This window comes from Paracoccus mangrovi (assembly GCF_042648425.1).
GTDB lineage: Bacteria > Pseudomonadota > Alphaproteobacteria > Rhodobacterales > Rhodobacteraceae > Paracoccus > Paracoccus mangrovi.
This window is the reverse complement of record NZ_JBHRXJ010000001.1, coordinates 459,415-474,580: the sequence shown is the minus strand read 5'-3', so window position 1 is coordinate 474,580 and position 15,166 is coordinate 459,415. Positions and strand designations below refer to the sequence as shown.

The window sequence follows — 15,166 nt, the reverse complement described above, 5'->3', positions numbered from 1 at the left end:
CGCGAAGCTTGTGCAGCCTGCCGAGTTCCTTCATATGCAGTCTCCGTGAAGCAATCCGGTTGATGCAGATGCAAATTCAAAAGACCTCGTTGCCGGGCGTCCTGACCCTTTTGCCGCGACGGTTCGGCGACGACCGGGGGTTCTTCGCCGAAAGCTGGAACCGCAAGACCCTGCGCGATGCCGGGCTGGAACTGCCCGAATTCGTGCAGGACAATCATTCGATGTCGGGCGCGGTCGGCACGCTGCGCGGGCTGCATTTCCAGGCGCCGCCGCATGCCCAGGGCAAGCTGGTGCGTTGCGGGCGGGGCCGGCTCTTTGATGTCGCGGTCGACATCCGCAAGGGCAGCCCCAGCTATGGCCAATGGTTCGGCGCCGAGCTCAGCTTTGAAAACGGCCTGCAATTGTGGATCCCGGCCGGTTTCCTGCATGGTTTCGTGACCCGCGTGCCGGATACGGAAATCATCTACAAATGCACCGACCATTATGCGCCGGAATGCGATGGCAGCGTGGCATGGGACAGCATCGGCATCGACTGGGCCCTGCAAGGGGCGCCGGTGCTGTCGGGCAAGGATGCCGCCGCGCCGGGGCTGGCCGATTTCGACAGCCCCTTCACCTATGACGGCCCCTTTGAATACGAGGCACGGCTATGAAGATCCTTGTGACCGGCGGCGCGGGCTTTATCGGCTCGGCGGTGGTGCGGCTGGCGGTGCGTCGCGGGCATGAGGTGGTGAACCTCGATTCGCTGACCTATGCGGCCAATCTGGACAATGTGGCCCCGGTGTCGAACAGCCCCCTTTACAGCTTTGTCGAGGCCGATCTGCGGGACCGCGCATCGCTGGACCGCGCGCTGGACAGTCACAAGCCCGATGCGATCATGCATCTGGCCGCCGAAAGCCATGTCGACCGCTCGATCGACGGGCCGGGCGATTTCATCGAGACCAATATTACCGGCACCTATAACCTGCTCGAGGCCGCGCGCGCCTATTGGACGCGTCAGGGCCGCCCCGAGGGGTTCCGCTTTCACCACATTTCGACCGACGAGGTGTTCGGCTCGCTGGGCGAGACGGGCCAGTTCACCGAGGAAACCCCCTACGATCCGCGCAGCCCCTATTCGGCCAGCAAGGCGGCTTCGGACCATCTGGTGCGGGCATGGCATGAAACCTATGGTTTGCCTGTGGTTCTGACCAATTGCTCGAACAATTACGGGCCTTATCACTTTCCCGAAAAGCTGGTGCCGGTGGTGATCCTGAACGCGCTGCATGGCCAGCCGATCCCGGTCTATGGCGATGGCGGCAATGTCCGCGACTGGCTCTATGTCGAGGATCATGCCGACGCCCTGCTTCTGGTGCTGGAAAAGGGCGAACTGGGTCGCAGCTACAATATCGGCGGCGAGAACGAGGCCAGGAATATCGACCTTGTGCGCACCATCTGCGCCGAGATGGACCGCCTGCGCCCCGAGAATGCCCCGCATGACCGGCTGATCACCTTTGTCACCGACCGGCCCGGTCATGACCGCCGCTATGCGATCGACCCGACCCGGATCCGCACCGAACTGGGCTGGCGGCCCTCGGTCACCGTCGAAGAGGGGCTGCGCCGCACCGTCGAATGGTATCTGGACAATCAGGCATGGTGGCAGCCATTGCTGTCGCGTCAGGGTGTCGGCGAAAGGCTGGGCAAGGCATGAACGGGCTTCTGGTCTTTGGGCGCAGCGGGCAGGTGGCGACCGAGCTTGCGCGGCTTGCGCCCGAGGCGCGCTTTCTGGGCCGCGACGCGGCCGATCTGACCGATCCCGAGGCCTGTGCCCGCGCCATTCGCGACAGCGGTTGTGCGATGGTCATCAACGCCGCCGCCTATACGGCCGTGGACCGCGCCGAAACCGATGCGGACATCGCCCGCGCGGTGAATGCGGATGCGCCGGCCGCGATGGCGCGCGCCGCAGCCGCGCTCGGGGTGCCGTTCCTGCATATTTCGACCGACTATGTCTTTGACGGCTCGGGCACGCAGCCCTGGGTGGAAACCGATCCGACCGGCCCGCTTGGCGTCTATGGCGCGACCAAGCTGGCGGGAGAACGGGACATTGCCGCCGCCGGCGGACAATGGGCCGTCATGCGCACCTCATGGGTGTTTTCGGCCCATGGCGCGAATTTCGTCAAGACCATGCTGCGGCTTGGCGCGGAACGCGATGAGCTGCGCGTCGTCGCCGATCAGCATGGCGGCCCGACGCCCGCAGCCGATATAGCGCAGGCCTGTCTGACCATGGCAGAGGCCATGCGGGCCGATGCGTCGCGGGGCGGCATTTATCATTTCTCCGGCGCGCCGGACACCAGCTGGGCCGGTTTTGCGTGTGAAATCATGGCGCAGGCCGGGCTGTCCTGTCATATTGTTGATATTTCGACCTCGGACTATCCGACCCCGGCCCGGCGGCCGGCCAATTCGCGTCTGAACTGTGCCGCCATCTCGCGCGATTTCGGCATTGCGCGCCCGGATTGGCGCGCTGGCCTTGCGAAGGTCCTGCAGGAGCTGAACCAATGACCAATCCCGTCACCCCCGTCGTCAGCGCAACCGGACGCAAGGGGATCATTCTGGCCGGTGGATCGGGCACGCGGCTTTACCCGATCACCATGGGCGTGTCCAAGCAGCTTTTGCCGATCTATGACAAGCCGATGATCTATTATCCGATTTCGGTGCTGATGCTGGCCGGGATCCGCGAAATCGCGATCATCACCACCCCCGAGGATCAGGACCAGTTCCGCCGCCTGCTGGGCGATGGCGGGCAATGGGGGTTGCGGTTCGAATATATCGTGCAGCCGTCACCGGACGGGCTGGCCCAGGCCTATATCCTGGCCGAGGATTTTCTGGCCGGCAGCCCGTCTGCCATGGTGCTGGGCGACAATATCTTTTTCGGCCACGGCCTGCCCCAGCTGCTTGACGCGGCGGATCGGCGGCTTGAGGGAGGCACCGTGTTCGGATACCGGGTCGCCGATCCCGAACGCTATGGCGTGGTCGCCTTTGACGGGCAGGGGCGCGTCAGCTCGATCATCGAAAAGCCCGATGTGCCGCCTTCGGATTATGCGGTCACCGGGCTTTATTTTCTGGATGGCGATGCGCCGCGGCGGGCGCGTCAGGTCGCGCCCTCACCGCGCGGCGAGCTGGAAATCACCAGCCTTTTGGAATCCTATCTGCACGATGGCCAGCTGACCGTCGAACGGATGGGGCGCGGCTTTGCCTGGCTGGATACGGGGACCCATGCCAGCCTGCTGGATGCGGGGAATTTCGTGCGGACCCTGGAGCAGCGTCAGGGATTGCAGACGGGCTGCCCGGACGAGATCGCCTTCAATCAGGGCTGGATCGACGCCAACGCGCTGCGCGAGCGCGCCAAGAAATTCTCGAAAAACCAATACGGTCGCTATCTGTCGCGGTTGCTGGGATAACCAGGTCCCGACGCGGGTCCGGTCGGGGATGCGGCCTTCATCCCGCCACGATCCCGTAACCGCCCCATGAGCGCCGCAGCGAGAACGACCGCGGTGCCCTTGCGGGTTTGCCGGTAAAGCCGCATCGCCAGAACCTCGCGCAACGCCAAAGGTCCCGACGCATTCAAGACCTTGCCAAAGCGCTGCAACAGGGCCGCATTTTCCGGCAGCAACAGATGCGCGACCGGCATCAGCGCGGCCTGATTGCGCGCCAGCCAGCCCGCATAGCTGCCGCCAAACAGCATCGACAGGCGCGAGGCTATCGCCCGTGTGGTGTCATTGCGGCCGACCATATTGTCGGGATGCTGACGATAGAGCAGCACCTGCGCCCGGTCGCGCATGATGGCCGCGCCTGCGCCCGACAGCAATTGATAGGCCCACCAGTCATGCGAAACGACCCCAGCGGCAATGGCCGCAGGGGCGGCGGCTTGCAACAGCTCTACCGCGAAATGGTTGGCAAGAATGGTGTTTCCGGGAAGACAGGCCTGGATCAGCGCGTTGCGAAACCTGAACGGTCCGTGGAAATGCGGGGAAGGGGCAAGCGGTTTCAGTTGCTCGTCGCAAACGGTTGTTCGCCCTGCATAGATCGCGGCTCCACGTTGGCGCGACAGAAACTCGACACCTCGTGCCAGCCGGTCGGGATGCCAGACATCGTCCTGATCGGAAAAGGCCAGCCAACCCTTGCAATCTGCCTGTTGCGCAAGATGCAGAAAGTTTCGGGTCGAACCCTGGCGGGGCCCTTCGATCAAGCGCACCTGTCCGGGCGGGCGGGATCGGGCAAAATCCTGCACGATCCTTTGGGTGCCGTCGGTCGATCCGTCATCCGATACGATCAGCTGCCAGTAGGTGACGCTTTGCGCGGCAAAACTGTCAAGCTGTTCGCGGATGAACCTTGCGCCGTTATAGCTGGCCAGGGCGATCGTGATGGGTGGGTGCAACGCAGTCTCCTTCCGGCCCCGCGCAACTATACCCTTTACGTCCGCCCGGCCAGAGGGCCTTATTGGTCTTGCCGGCCAATATCTTCGATGAGGATGCGCTGAACTGCCGGCCCTCCTGCCTTCTGGCCTGCGGCCAGAAGTGAATTGCGCAGCCGCTGCAAGCTGGGCTCCGAGGTGAAGTTGCCATCAAAGCCGCCGGTATTGGCCTCGATCATCAGCGCCGCCAGCAGCGCGTCGCGCAGGCGGTTTTCCTGCGCCTCGATTTCGGGCCGGGCCGCGGCGGGCATTTCGATGCTGAGCGTCAGAACCATGATTGCGGTGGGTGCGCCATTGCGGATGATCGGAACGAAGAACTGGTTGGGAAATTTGAACCAATCCAGTTCGCCCCCCTCACCGCCCTCTGCCTTGGCCGTTTCGGATCCGGCGGATCCATGATCGGTGGCGCCAGCTTCCGCTGCATGCTTGTCCTCGGCCGCCGCATCTGCTCCTTCGGCGACGGCATGCGAGTCTGCCGACTGGACTTCACCCGCCGTCTTTTTGGCATGCAGCATATCGCCGCCTATGGCCCCGCCGACAAAACCAATCAGCGGGATAATCAACATCAGGATTTTCTTGATCATTTCCCGACCTCAATAGGGAAGAAGGATGTCTGCGACCTGCTGACCATAGCGCGGCTGCTGCACGTCGCTGATCTGTCCACGGCCGCCATAGGAAATGCGGGCGCCTGCAATCCGGTCATAGGCGATTTCGTTCCGCCGCCCGATATCCGAGGGACGGACAAAGCCGCTGACTGTCAGGACGCGTACCTCATAGTTGATGCGCACCTCTTGTGTCCCCTCGATGCGCAACACGCCATTCGGCAGGCGTTCGACCACCGTGGCCGCAACCCTTAAGGTTACCTTGTCCCGGCGCGAGATATTGCCGCTGCCTTTGAAGGTCGAGGAACCTTTGGCCTCTGCCAGATCGTCCATGCTCGCCCCTTCGGGAAGTATGTCATTGATCCGTTGCGGCAGCCCGGCCATTTGTGGGATATTGACCTTGTCCGAGGCACTGCGCGTTCTGCCCGAAGTGTTCTGCATTTCGGCACGGTCGTTGATTTCGATCACGACGGTGAGAATGTCCCCGCGGCTCGAGGCCCGCCGATCCGCAACCAGCGAGTTCTGCGCCGTCGACCAAAGCGATGCCGCGCTGTCAGGGCGATCGGGCAATTCTGACGCGCCATAGCCGGAAGAGGTCATGGCCTGATATTCCACGCCGGTTTCGGGCGTGGTCATGTCCGGGACCTGGCCAATCTGCGATACCCGTCCGCATGCAGACATAAGCAGCATGACGGAAATCGTACCAACGGCGCGACAGGAGCGGGAGTTCAAGAGGCGGATCATGTGATGTCCTTCAGAATTGTTCGACGACAACCGTGCCATCTGCCGCGATACGTCCCGATACCGTTACGCGCGATGCGCTGTTCATGACGCGGATCACCTCGCCGATGCTGCCGGCACCCAGGGCGCGACCCTCGGCCTCGATCCGAAGCGCGGCTTTCTCATATGCAAGCGTGACGATCTGATTGCGCTTGACCGCCGTCGGTGCGGTCAGGTGGGCGGCTTCGATCCGGCGGCCTTCGTAAACCATATTGCGAAGCTGCTGGCCGACCACATGCGAGATCTGGTTCGGGCCGGCCGGATTGTTGTCCTCCGACAGGGTGACATCTTCGGGCATGATGATGGTCCCTGCGGGCAATGTCCGCGATGCCACGACTGACCCGGCCTGGGCCAGATCCGGCAACAAAAGCAAAGCGATCAGGATGGTTTTCATCAGCGCACCTGTACCGTCGTGCCCAGCATCTGGTCGGCTGCGGTGATGACCTTGGAGTTCAACTCGTAACCCCGTTGCGCCTTGATCAGTTCGGCGATCTCGCGCACGGGATCGACCGAGCTTTCCTCCAGAAAGCCTGCACGAATGGTGCCGAGGCCCTCTTCGCCGGGGGCCGCGACCTGTGGGGCGCCGGAAGCCGTGCTTTCAAGGAAAAGATTCGAGCCGATTGCCTCGAGGCCCTTTTCGTTGACAAAATTGGCGAGCGTGATCTGGCCGAGGTTTTCGGGCTCCACCCGGTCGTTGAAATAGGCGTAGACTTCCCCGTTGGCGTTGATCGCGATCGAACGCGCATCCTCGGGAATGGTGATGTCCGGGACGATCGGATAGCCATCCGAGGTCACGACCTGTCCTTCGGCTGAGCGCTTCAAGCTGCCATCGCGGGTATAGGCCGAAATGCCCGACGGCATCGTGACCTCGAGATAGCCATTGCCATCGATTGCGACATCCAGATCGCCGTTGGTTTGGCTCAGAGAACCCTGACCCAGCATGACGGTGACTGCCGCGGGCCGCACGCCCAAGCCAAGCTGTACACCAGCCGGAACCATGGCGCCATTCGTGGCGGTGATCGTGCCAGGGCGGGTGGCCTGTTGATATTGCAGATCGGCAAACTCGGCGCGGCGTGGGTTGTAGCCGGTTGTCGACATGTTCGCGAGGTTGTTCGAGATGACCTCGACGCGCATTTGCTGCGCGCTCATCCCGGTCGCTGCGATTTGAAGTGCTCTCATGTTCCTGTCCCCATTTACCGGGTGAGTGACGTGATGGTCATACGGATGCGTTGATCTTCTTGGTCGAGAAAGCTCTGGCCCAGTTCATAGGCCCGCTGAACTTCGACCATGCGAGAGATTTCGAGCACCGGATCGACGTTGGATTCCTCAAGAAAACCTTGGCGGATCGTGCCCTCATCCAAGGGTTCGACCGCGCCGCCGGGATCGAAGAGCGTTCCCGCCTCATGACGCAGGTCGGATGGGTCGGGTTCGGCAAAGATGCCGATCTGGCCAATGGGATTGCCATTGGCCGAGACGGTGCCGTCGGTTCCGATACCGACGCTGCGGGCATCCGCGGGAATGACAATCGGGGCTTGGCCGTCATCCAACAGCTGATAGCCATCGGGGTTGACCAGCTCGCCCTCGGCGTTGGGCATGAAGGCCCCGGCACGGGTCAGGCGGTTGCCCTGTGGGGTCTGGACCATAAGGAAACCTTCGCCATCAATGGCGACGTCATATTTGCCGTTGGTCTGGGTCAGCCCACCCTGTTCCAGATCGACCATGCGACCGCGGCCATTTGCCATAGAAAGGGTTTCACCGCGCCGATCCAGCGGCACCATGTATTCCGAGAAAACGACACCTTCGCGGCGGAACCCGGTGGTGTTCGCGTTTGCGATGTTGTTGGCGATGGTGCGCATTTCGCGCATCAGGCCGGATTGACGCGTCAACGCGGCATAGATTGCGTTATCCATGGATCATGACCCCGCGATGCGTGGCAGGACCTGATCAATGAAGAACCCTGCCAGAGTTGCGGTCATGAAGCTCATGCTGACCCAGAAGACGACCAGCATCAGCCCGATCTTCGGGACAAAGGTCAGCGTCATTTCCTGGACCGAGGTCAATGCCTGAAACAGGCCGATGACCACGCCGGCCACCAGCGCGACGATCAACAATGGCGCCGACATCTTGACGGCGATCCAGAGCGCCTGTCGCGTCATGTCGAAGATCAGGTTCTCATCCATGGGCTTTGCCTTAGACCGGCATCCGCAGGATTTCCTGATAGGCCTCGACCACCTTGTCACGGATGGCCACGGCCGTTTCCAACGCGACCTCGGCCTGGGCGATGCTCTGCACCAGTTCGTGGGTGTCGCTTTTTCCGGTCATGGCGCCGGTCGCGGCGATATCGACCTGGTCCATGACCTTGCTGAAATCGGCGGCGGCGGTGGTCACACCCTGGGGCAATCCCTCGGCGGGGGCGACGGCCTGGCGGGCGCGGTCATAGGCGCTGGCGGCGATGCTTGAGGTAATCATGTATGTTCCCTTTAGCGGCGGATCAGATCGAGCAGCGAGCTGCTCATCTGACGGGATTGTTCAAAGACGCGCAGATTGGCCTCATAGCTGCGGCTGGCTTCTTTCGCGTCGGCGATTTCGACGACCAGATCGACGTTCGAGCCGTCGTAGTATCCGTCCTCGCCGGCCATCGGATGGGCGGGGTCGAAGACGCGCGGCAATTCGCGATCGTCATAGCGGGTGGGGCCGGGCGCGACGGCGCCGGTACGGCGGCCGAAGTCCAGTTCCTCCTGGAATGCGACCGTCTTGCGGCGATAGCCCGGCGTATCGGCATTGGCGATGTTTTCCGAGATATGGCGCAGGCGCACCGATTGCGAGCGCATGCCCGAGGTGGCCATATCGGCTGCGGACAGGTTGTCGGTCATGTCATGCCTCCTTAACTGCGGCGCCCGATGCTGGTGCGGATCATGGTCATCGCCGAGCGTGTCACCGCCAGCGAGAGTTCGAATTCACGTCGCGCCGAGGCGGTCCGAAAGATTTCCTCTTCGAGCGAGACGGTGTTTCCGTTGGGCGCGGGCTCACCGCCGGCATCCTGAATTCGTTGTGCGCCGCCCCAGCTGATACCGGTCAGGTGTCCGGGTCGTGTGGCCCGCATTTCGGCCGAGACCTGCGAACGATAGGTGCTGGCGAAATCCGAAAGGTCACGCGCCTTGAAATCCGGCGTGTCCGCGTTGGCGACGTTCTGCGCGATCAGCTTCTGGCGCTGGACAGCATGATCCGTCAGCGCCTGTGCCATCTGCATCGTTCCGATTCGGTCAAACATCGAGGTTCTCCTCAGTTCCGATAAACCCGGTCTTAACCCCAATAGGTTTAGAAACCCTTTCGAGGCACAGGCGTGCGGCGAAACGGGAAAGTCGGAATGGATAAAATGCAGTCAATCGCGGCCCGTATGCGGCAAGTGCGCATGGCGCGACACTTTGGCCGGGTCTGCGCCATCAAGGCGGGCACGATATGGGCCGAGGGGCTGAACAGTCACGCGTCCCTTGGTGATCGTGTTTTATTTTCAATGGGTTCCGAAAACGATTTGACCGGGGAGGTCGTGGCGCTTCATGCCAAAGAGGCGATCATCCTGCCCGAAGGGCCGATGGATGGCCTGTCGATCGGCACCCAGGTTGAGCTGATTTTCGCGCCTTCGCTTGCGCCTTCGACCTCATGGATCGGGCGAATCATCGACCCGTTCGGCCGGCCGCTCGATGGACGTCCGCTGCTTGCCGGCGGCGAAGAACGGGGATTTCGGCCACCGCCACCGCCGGCGGCCGGGCGCAACCGGCTGGGCGCGCGCCTGAATACGGGGCTTGCCGTGTTCGACACGCTTTTGCCTTTGGTGCGCGGCCAGCGGATGGGGCTCTTTGCGGGGTCGGGGGTTGGCAAGTCGACCCTGCTGTCATTGCTTGCGCGCGGGGTCAGCGCGGATGTCGTGGTGATCGGCCTGATCGGGGAACGCGGGCGCGAGCTGCGCGAATTTGTCGAAGAGGTGCTGGGCGAAGAGGGGATGGCGCGTTCGGTCGTGGTGGCCGCGACCTCGGACCAGTCGCCGCTGACGCGCCGCCGCTGTGCATGGGCCGCGATGACCGTGGCCGAATATTTCCGCGATCAGGGCAAGCATGTGCTGTTTCTGGCCGATTCGATCACCCGCTTTGCCGAGGCGCATCGCGAAATCGCGTTGTCGGCCGGGGAAAGTCCAAGCTATCGCGGCTTTCCGCCCTCGACCTCGCAAATGATCATGTCGCTGGCTGAACGTTCTGGGCCGGGCGCGATTGGCAGCGGCGATATCACCGCGATTTTCAGCGTTCTGGTGGCAGGTTCGGATATGGAAGAGCCAGTCGCGGACATTCTGCGCGGCGTGCTGGACGGGCATGTGGTGCTGGACCGCGCGATTGCCGAGCGCGGGCGTTTTCCGGCGGTGGATGTGCTGCGTTCGGTTTCGCGATCACTGCCGAATGCCGCCAGTGCCGCCGAGAATGAGCAGATCGCGCGCGCGCGTTCGCTTCTGGGCACCTATGCCGAATCGGAGCTGATGATCCGCGCCGGGCTTTACGCGCCGGGATCGGATCAGCGTCTGGACGAGGCCGTGCGCATCTATCCGGCGCTTGATGCCTTTTTTGCCCGCAGCAGTCCGAATGCGCGACAAAGCTTTGCTCTTTTGGCCGAGGCGCTGGGCCCGTCCCCCATGCGTGCGCCGATTGTGTGAGGCCGGAAACATGTGGGTGGGCGCGCCGCCAGAGGGGCCGGGACGCGATAGGGGCGCCTTATTGGCAAAGCCGCCAGCCGCCCTTGCGGGCCTTGATATCCAGATGCAGGTGATCGTCATGGGCGGCATTGGCGCCGGGGCCAAGAACCGTGGTGAAATGCAGGCAGGCCGAGGCGCGGGCGGCCCGCTGGAACGCTTCGAAGAGATCGCCGCTGTCCTGTCGCGGCTCGATGCCCACACGGGTGCCATCGTCAAAGCGAAAGGCGGCGATGTCGAAGGCGTTGCCAAAGGCATGCTCTGACATTTTCTCGCCCCTGTCGCCGATGGTGGCGCGGCATTGATAGGTCGATCCGGGTTCCAGCGCGGTCAGGCGCGGCTGGTCGGGCAGCATGCTGGCGGCGGGACGCACGAAATCGCGCAGCCAATGCGCCAGATGCCGGGCCGTGTCACAGCGCATCCGGGCGCCGCCGTCGATTTCGATCGCCGGCAGCGGACGGCGCAAAAGAATCGGACGCGCAATCCCGCAATCGGGGTCCGCAGGGTCGGCAACCGGGGCGATTTCGTCAAAATCCGCCCCCAGAAGCGTCAATTCCAGCAAGCAGGCGGCATGATCGAAATCGCTTTCGCGCAGCATTTCGGGGATGGGGGGCGGTGCGGGATCGAGTTTTGGACCTTGAACCGGGGCGGATACCGGCGGGTCATTCCGACCGACCGGCGGGGCCGGGGCATCCATGGCCGCGCCATCGGCGGGCTGGGGATTGTCTTCTAAAGTTGGCTCCGGATGTGCCGGGGGGCGCGGTGCGGGGCGTGCCTCGGCTTTCGTTTCGGGACGCGCGGCGGGGGCCGCCTCCTGAGCCAGCGCCGCGAAAGGAAGCGTTGCAAAAATCGCCAGCACCAGCGCCCGCATGGCCCTATCTGCCGCTTTGCGGAAAGGGTGCCGCCGCCGGTTGCGTCCCGGGCAGGGGCGCGGTCGGGTGCAGTTCCGCGTCCGAGGGGTATTCGGGTTCCTCGCCCTCGACCATAGGGGCCTGGGCGGGGACCAGCGGTTCGGTCGAGACGGGCGTCGCGGCCGGAACCGTGCTGGCCGTCACCCCCGCTTCGGCCAGCGAGGCCGCAAGGGCGTCGACGGGTGCGGTCGCCGGAACCGGTGTGCCCGGCGCCGCGATCGCCACCTGCGGCGGCACACGATCCCCGCGCGCCGGGGGGCGCGTCGCCCCGATCGCCGCGCTGCGCGCCGTGCCGGTGACGGTGGCCGCAACCGTGACGCCGGTCACATCAGCGATGCTGACGCCCGGATCCAGAAACTCGACCGTGGTGACCTTGGCCTTGACCATATGGGCCAGTTCAGAGGCGTCCCAATTGGTCAGCCGCACACAGCCATGCGACTGGCTGAGAAACAGTTTCGAGGGGGTCGCGGTGCCGTGGATGCCATAGGTCGGCTCGCTCAGGTCGATCCAGACATTGCCGACCGGGCCATTGGGGCCGGGGGGAATGGTCAGCACGCGATCATTCTCTCCCTGCTTGAAATTGCGTTTGGGATTATAGGTATAGGTGGGATTCAGCGCGACCGCATCGACCACATGATTGCCATGCGGCGAGGGCGTGTCGGCCGATCCGACCGTCGCGGGATAATCGGCCACCAGCCGGCCCTTGGTGTCATAGGCGGCGACGCGGCGGGTTTCCTTGTCGACGATGATTCGCGTGACCGTGGCGCGGATCGGCTTTGCCGGAAGGGTGACGTGAATGGTCTCGCCGGGCAGAAAGCTTTTCCCCGGGTTCAGCCGGGTCAGGAATTTGTCATCCATGTGAAAGCGCTCGCCCAGCTTTTCCAGAATGCTGGTATATCCCTGCGAGGTCATGCGCGCCTTGTCCGCGTAATCGGCGGGGATATTGTCGACCAGGCCATAGGCGTCGTCTTCGGTGATCGTGTATTCCGAAATCAGCGGCGCCCCCGCATAGCCGTGCAAAAGGTCCCAGACGGCGTGATCCATCCGCCCCGTCATCGGCAGTCCGGCGCGGCGCTGAAACGCCTTGATCGCGCTTTCGCTCATGCCGCCGCGCCAGCCATCGACCACACCCGGCGAAATCCCCGAGCGATCCAGCAGGATCTGAACCTTGGCCGTCAGCGCCGATTGCCCGGGCGGCAGATCGCCGTCGCGATATTCGGCGCTTTCGATGGCGGCCGGGGTGATCGCGGCCGCCGGTTTTTGCGCCGCAGAGGCCGGGGCGGCCGGATCCGTCTGCGCCCAGCCGGGGGTCGCAAGAAATAGCGGCGCCAGATTCAGCGTCAGGGCGGTTGCCGCCATGGTCAGGCAAGAGGGCACGCTGGCGCGCGGACAGGTCGGGAACATGCTCGGGTCGTTTCTTGTGATCGGTTATATGCGCAGAATTGACCCCTTGCGGGCGGCAAGGCAAGCAATCTGCGGTCAACTCGTGTTGAGATGGGCTATAGCTCGGCCGAAAAACGGTGTCCGTGCGGGAAATAACGTCGCGACAGCGAGACGGGCATATTGTCCACCCAGTCCAGCCGTTCGGCCACCAGCACCGGTTCATCCGGGGTCACCGCCAGCGACCGGGCGATAAAGCCGTCCCCGGCAATCGCCGCGCCCATCGACAGGCTGGCGCGATTGACCGGGATATGGCCCAAAAGCCATTCGCAGGGGCTGATCTGTTCGAATTCCTTCGGATTCAGGCCGGGCGTGGCATAGGTGTTGATCCAGCGTTCTTCGCAGCAATAGGGCCGGTCATCGGCGCGAAACAATGCGCGGATGCGCAACAAAGGTTCATCCGGGCGCAAAAGCATGGCCTGCGCGACCTCGGCCGGGGCGGGGCCTTCGTGATGTTCCAAAAGCCGATAGCCATAGCGATGGCCCGAATTCTCGATCTCGCGCCGCAAAAGATAGCGCACGGCCTGAACATTGGGATGTTCGGTAACCCGAGTCCCGACCTTGCGCCGCCGTTCCAGAACGCCGCTATTGGCCAGATATTGCAGCGCGCGGTTGACCGTTGCGCGCGCGCAGCCGAATTCCGTCGCCAATGTGGTTTCGGTCGGAATCAGCTCGCCCGCGGGCCATTCATTGCTTTGGATGCGTGACAGTACCTCTTCCTGCACGGCCTGCCAGGTCATGTGACGACGCTTCCGCGACTGTTTTTGTGCGGAGATGGCGTTGGCGACTTGTGCAGGAATTTCAATCATCAGTTCTGACGCGATGCGGTAGGATTGCAGAGGAACAGCTGAAAACAGATAGGATGCGGTAAGCGGGGGTCTGAGCCCGTTGATCGCATGCAAGTAAACTTTACGGTTCAGTTTTGGGCGCGAATGGTGGTTCGCGTCAAGGGGTTGTGTCACAGAGTGCTGCGGCAGAGTTGACATTCCTGTGGCCGGGCCGGACAACATGCCTGTTCAAACGGGGTATGCATCGTGTCGCACGCGTCGACTTTTCGCGGGCAAGGCGCCTCCGCCACGGCCTGGACCGTGCTGGTCGCGATCAGCCTGTGCCATATGATCAACGACATCATGCAATCCATGCTGGCCGCGATCTATCCGCTGCTGCGACAGGAATTCGCACTGTCATATTGGCAGATCGGGTTGATGACATTCGCTTTTCAGGTCACGGCATCCTTGTTGCAACCGGTGATCGGGGCGGTGACAGACCGCAAGCCGATGCCGAAATCGCTGTCCATCGGCATGGGGTCGACCTTTTTCGGGGTGCTGCTTCTGGCGCTGGCGCATGAATATTGGGTGCTGCTGGCTGGGGCCATGCTGATCGGGATCGGTTCGGCGATATTTCATCCCGAAAGTTCGCGCGTGGCGCGCATCGCCTCGGGGGGGCGGTTCGGTACGGCGCAGTCGCTGTTTCAGCTGGGCGGGAATTTCGGGACCGCGCTGGGCCCGTTGCTTGCGGCCTTTATCGTGGTGCCGCTGGGGCGACCATCGGTCGCACTGTTTTCGGCGGCGGCGATGCTGGGGTCGTTCATCCTTTGGCGGGTTGGAAACTGGGCCGAGGGGCGTCGGCGGGCCGGCGGGCCGCGGGCCGAGACGGCGCTGAAGCTGTCGCGGCAGCGGGTGATCTGGGCCATCGTCGTGCTGGCGCTGCTGACATTCACCAAGAATATCTACACGGCCAGCATTTCCAGCTATTACACCTTCTTCCTGATCGAGAAATTCGCGCTTACGACGCAACAGGCGCAGTTGATGCTGTTCCTGTTTCTGGGCGGCATGGCCGGGGGGGTCATGCTGGGCGGGCTGGTCGGAGACAAGGTCGGGCCGCTGAAGGTGATCTGGTTTTCGATCCTTGGGATCCTGCCCTTCACGCTGGCGCTGCCGCATGTCGGGCTGGCGGCCACCGGGGGTCTGACGGTGATCATCGGGTTGATTCTGGCCTCGGCCTTTCCGGCGATCGTGGTCTTTGCCCAGGAGCTTGTGCCGGGGCGGACCGGGCTGATTGCCGGGATCTTTTTCGGCTTTGCCTTCGGGATGGGCGGGATCGCGGCGGCGGTGCTGGGCGTTGTCGCGGATGCGAAGGGTATCGAATTCGTCTATCAGATCTGTTCCTATCTGCCGCTGATGGGGTTGTTGACGATATTCCTGCCCCGGATCGCGCGGGGTTAGGATGGCCCCGGGGCGCTGCCCCGGACCCC

19 protein-coding genes are annotated in these 15,166 nt (G+C 63.3%); 6 read left to right on the top strand and 13 right to left on the bottom strand.

What is annotated here, in order from left to right:
- The first annotated feature begins 68 nt into the window (after positions 1–68).
- The 4 genes from rfbC to rfbA are packed head-to-tail and all read left to right on the top strand — an operon-like array spanning position 69 to position 3,431.
- Positions 69–650, top strand: coding sequence for a dTDP-4-dehydrorhamnose 3,5-epimerase (gene rfbC, locus ACFOMH_RS02340; RefSeq protein ID WP_377742377.1), 582 nt, complete (start codon positions 69–71; stop codon positions 648–650).
- Complete coding sequence (rfbB, locus tag ACFOMH_RS02335) at positions 647–1,684, top strand: dTDP-glucose 4,6-dehydratase (protein ID WP_377742345.1); 1,038 nt, start codon at positions 647–649, stop codon at positions 1,682–1,684. The genes rfbC and rfbB overlap by 4 nt, the downstream gene beginning before the upstream one ends.
- Positions 1,681–2,532: a dTDP-4-dehydrorhamnose reductase gene (gene rfbD, locus ACFOMH_RS02330; RefSeq protein WP_377742343.1), complete on the top strand. Its 852-nt coding sequence runs from the start codon at positions 1,681–1,683 to the stop codon at positions 2,530–2,532. The genes rfbB and rfbD overlap by 4 nt, the downstream gene beginning before the upstream one ends.
- Positions 2,529–3,431 carry a glucose-1-phosphate thymidylyltransferase RfbA gene (gene rfbA / locus ACFOMH_RS02325; protein WP_377742341.1) on the top strand — a complete coding sequence of 301 codons (903 nt, stop codon included), beginning with the start codon at positions 2,529–2,531 and terminating at the stop codon, positions 3,429–3,431. The genes rfbD and rfbA overlap by 4 nt, the downstream gene beginning before the upstream one ends.
- On the opposite strand, the gene ACFOMH_RS02320 is transcribed toward rfbA, so the two are convergent.
- The 10 genes from ACFOMH_RS02320 to ACFOMH_RS02275 form a co-directional block, all read right to left on the bottom strand.
- On the bottom strand, positions 3,407–4,408 hold the full coding sequence (locus ACFOMH_RS02320; protein ID WP_377742340.1) for a glycosyltransferase: 1,002 nt from the start codon (positions 4,406–4,408) through the stop codon (positions 3,407–3,409). The genes rfbA and ACFOMH_RS02320 overlap by 25 nt on opposite strands.
- 59 nt (positions 4,409–4,467) lie before the next feature.
- Positions 4,468–5,028: a hypothetical protein gene (locus ACFOMH_RS02315; protein ID WP_377742339.1), complete on the bottom strand. Its 561-nt coding sequence runs from the start codon at positions 5,026–5,028 to the stop codon at positions 4,468–4,470.
- Positions 5,029–5,037: 9 nt separating this feature from the next.
- The gene (gene flgH / locus ACFOMH_RS02310; RefSeq protein ID WP_374424176.1) at positions 5,038–5,736 is read right to left on the bottom strand and encodes a flagellar basal body L-ring protein FlgH; all 699 of its coding nucleotides are present in this window, start codon (positions 5,734–5,736) and stop codon (positions 5,038–5,040) included.
- Positions 5,737–5,800: 64 nt separating this feature from the next.
- Entirely contained in the window at positions 5,801–6,220 is a 420-nt protein-coding gene (gene flgA / locus ACFOMH_RS02305) for a flagellar basal body P-ring formation chaperone FlgA (RefSeq protein ID WP_377742338.1), read from the bottom strand.
- Positions 6,220–7,005, bottom strand: coding sequence for a flagellar basal-body rod protein FlgG (gene flgG, locus ACFOMH_RS02300; RefSeq protein ID WP_374424016.1), 786 nt, complete (start codon positions 7,003–7,005; stop codon positions 6,220–6,222). The genes flgA and flgG overlap by 1 nt, the downstream gene beginning before the upstream one ends.
- A 14-nt stretch (positions 7,006–7,019) precedes the next feature.
- A complete protein-coding gene (locus tag ACFOMH_RS02295) occupies positions 7,020–7,736 on the bottom strand; it encodes a flagellar hook-basal body complex protein (protein WP_377742336.1) in 717 nt (238 codons plus the stop codon).
- Between the two features lie 3 nt (positions 7,737–7,739).
- Positions 7,740–8,006: a flagellar biosynthetic protein FliQ gene (locus ACFOMH_RS02290; protein WP_374424020.1), complete on the bottom strand. Its 267-nt coding sequence runs from the start codon at positions 8,004–8,006 to the stop codon at positions 7,740–7,742.
- Positions 8,007–8,016: 10 nt separating this feature from the next.
- Positions 8,017–8,295 carry a flagellar hook-basal body complex protein FliE gene (gene fliE / locus ACFOMH_RS02285; RefSeq protein ID WP_374424022.1) on the bottom strand — a complete coding sequence of 93 codons (279 nt, stop codon included), beginning with the start codon at positions 8,293–8,295 and terminating at the stop codon, positions 8,017–8,019.
- A gap of 11 nt (positions 8,296–8,306) precedes the next feature.
- Positions 8,307–8,699, bottom strand: a complete 393-nt coding sequence (gene flgC, locus ACFOMH_RS02280; protein WP_374424024.1) for a flagellar basal body rod protein FlgC — start codon at positions 8,697–8,699, stop codon at positions 8,307–8,309.
- Between the two features lie 11 nt (positions 8,700–8,710).
- A complete protein-coding gene (locus tag ACFOMH_RS02275) occupies positions 8,711–9,097 on the bottom strand; it encodes a FlgB family protein (RefSeq protein ID WP_374424025.1) in 387 nt (128 codons plus the stop codon).
- Positions 9,098–9,202: 105 nt separating this feature from the next.
- On the opposite strand from ACFOMH_RS02275, the gene ACFOMH_RS02270 reads away from it, so the two are divergent.
- Positions 9,203–10,525: a FliI/YscN family ATPase gene (locus ACFOMH_RS02270; protein ID WP_377742332.1), complete on the top strand. Its 1,323-nt coding sequence runs from the start codon at positions 9,203–9,205 to the stop codon at positions 10,523–10,525.
- Positions 10,526–10,583: 58 nt separating this feature from the next.
- Here the strand turns inward: ACFOMH_RS02270 and ACFOMH_RS02265 are convergent, their stop codons facing one another.
- The 3 genes from ACFOMH_RS02265 to ACFOMH_RS02255 all read right to left on the bottom strand — a co-directional run bounded on the left by ACFOMH_RS02265 (position 10,584) and on the right by ACFOMH_RS02255 (position 13,652).
- Positions 10,584–11,159 carry an extensin-like domain-containing protein gene (locus ACFOMH_RS02265; protein ID WP_377742331.1) on the bottom strand — a complete coding sequence of 192 codons (576 nt, stop codon included), beginning with the start codon at positions 11,157–11,159 and terminating at the stop codon, positions 10,584–10,586.
- Between the two features lie 277 nt (positions 11,160–11,436).
- On the bottom strand, positions 11,437–12,876 hold the full coding sequence (locus tag ACFOMH_RS02260; protein WP_377742329.1) for a L,D-transpeptidase family protein: 1,440 nt from the start codon (positions 12,874–12,876) through the stop codon (positions 11,437–11,439).
- 95 nt (positions 12,877–12,971) lie between these two features.
- On the bottom strand, positions 12,972–13,652 hold the full coding sequence (locus ACFOMH_RS02255; protein WP_377742327.1) for a GntR family transcriptional regulator: 681 nt from the start codon (positions 13,650–13,652) through the stop codon (positions 12,972–12,974).
- 294 nt (positions 13,653–13,946) lie between these two features.
- Between ACFOMH_RS02255 and ACFOMH_RS02250 the strand changes: the two genes are divergently transcribed.
- Positions 13,947–15,137 (top strand): MFS transporter, encoded by a 1,191-nt coding sequence (locus tag ACFOMH_RS02250; protein ID WP_377742326.1) that lies wholly within the window; start codon positions 13,947–13,949, stop codon positions 15,135–15,137.
- Positions 15,138–15,166 lie beyond the last annotated feature (29 nt).

Bases quoted from the DNA above. Each gene is read 5' to 3' on its own strand.
- rfbB (WP_377742345.1), top strand. From the start codon at position 647: ATGAAGATCCTTGTGACCGGCGGCGCGGGCTTTATCGGCTCGGCGGTG.
- ACFOMH_RS02275 (WP_374424025.1), bottom strand. From the start codon at position 9,097: ATGTTTGACCGAATCGGAACGATGCAGATGGCACAGGCGCTGACGGAT.
- flgC (WP_374424024.1), bottom strand. From the start codon at position 8,699: ATGACCGACAACCTGTCCGCAGCCGATATGGCCACCTCGGGCATGCGC.
- flgG (WP_374424016.1), bottom strand. From the start codon at position 7,005: ATGAGAGCACTTCAAATCGCAGCGACCGGGATGAGCGCGCAGCAAATG.
- ACFOMH_RS02270 (WP_377742332.1), top strand. From the start codon at position 9,203: ATGCAGTCAATCGCGGCCCGTATGCGGCAAGTGCGCATGGCGCGACAC.
- rfbA (WP_377742341.1), top strand. From the start codon at position 2,529: ATGACCAATCCCGTCACCCCCGTCGTCAGCGCAACCGGACGCAAGGGG.
- fliE (WP_374424022.1), bottom strand. From the start codon at position 8,295: ATGATTACCTCAAGCATCGCCGCCAGCGCCTATGACCGCGCCCGCCAG.
- ACFOMH_RS02290 (WP_374424020.1), bottom strand. From the start codon at position 8,006: ATGGATGAGAACCTGATCTTCGACATGACGCGACAGGCGCTCTGGATC.
- ACFOMH_RS02315 (WP_377742339.1), bottom strand. From the start codon at position 5,028: ATGATCAAGAAAATCCTGATGTTGATTATCCCGCTGATTGGTTTTGTC.
- ACFOMH_RS02255 (WP_377742327.1), bottom strand. From the start codon at position 13,652: ATGACCTGGCAGGCCGTGCAGGAAGAGGTACTGTCACGCATCCAAAGC.
- rfbC (WP_377742377.1), top strand. From the start codon at position 69: ATGCAAATTCAAAAGACCTCGTTGCCGGGCGTCCTGACCCTTTTGCCG.
- flgH (WP_374424176.1), bottom strand. From the start codon at position 5,736: ATGCTGCTTATGTCTGCATGCGGACGGGTATCGCAGATTGGCCAGGTC.
- flgA (WP_377742338.1), bottom strand. From the start codon at position 6,220: ATGAAAACCATCCTGATCGCTTTGCTTTTGTTGCCGGATCTGGCCCAG.
- rfbD (WP_377742343.1), top strand. From the start codon at position 1,681: ATGAACGGGCTTCTGGTCTTTGGGCGCAGCGGGCAGGTGGCGACCGAG.
- ACFOMH_RS02265 (WP_377742331.1), bottom strand. From the start codon at position 11,159: ATGCTGCGCGAAAGCGATTTCGATCATGCCGCCTGCTTGCTGGAATTG.
- ACFOMH_RS02295 (WP_377742336.1), bottom strand. From the start codon at position 7,736: ATGGATAACGCAATCTATGCCGCGTTGACGCGTCAATCCGGCCTGATG.
- ACFOMH_RS02260 (WP_377742329.1), bottom strand. From the start codon at position 12,876: ATGTTCCCGACCTGTCCGCGCGCCAGCGTGCCCTCTTGCCTGACCATG.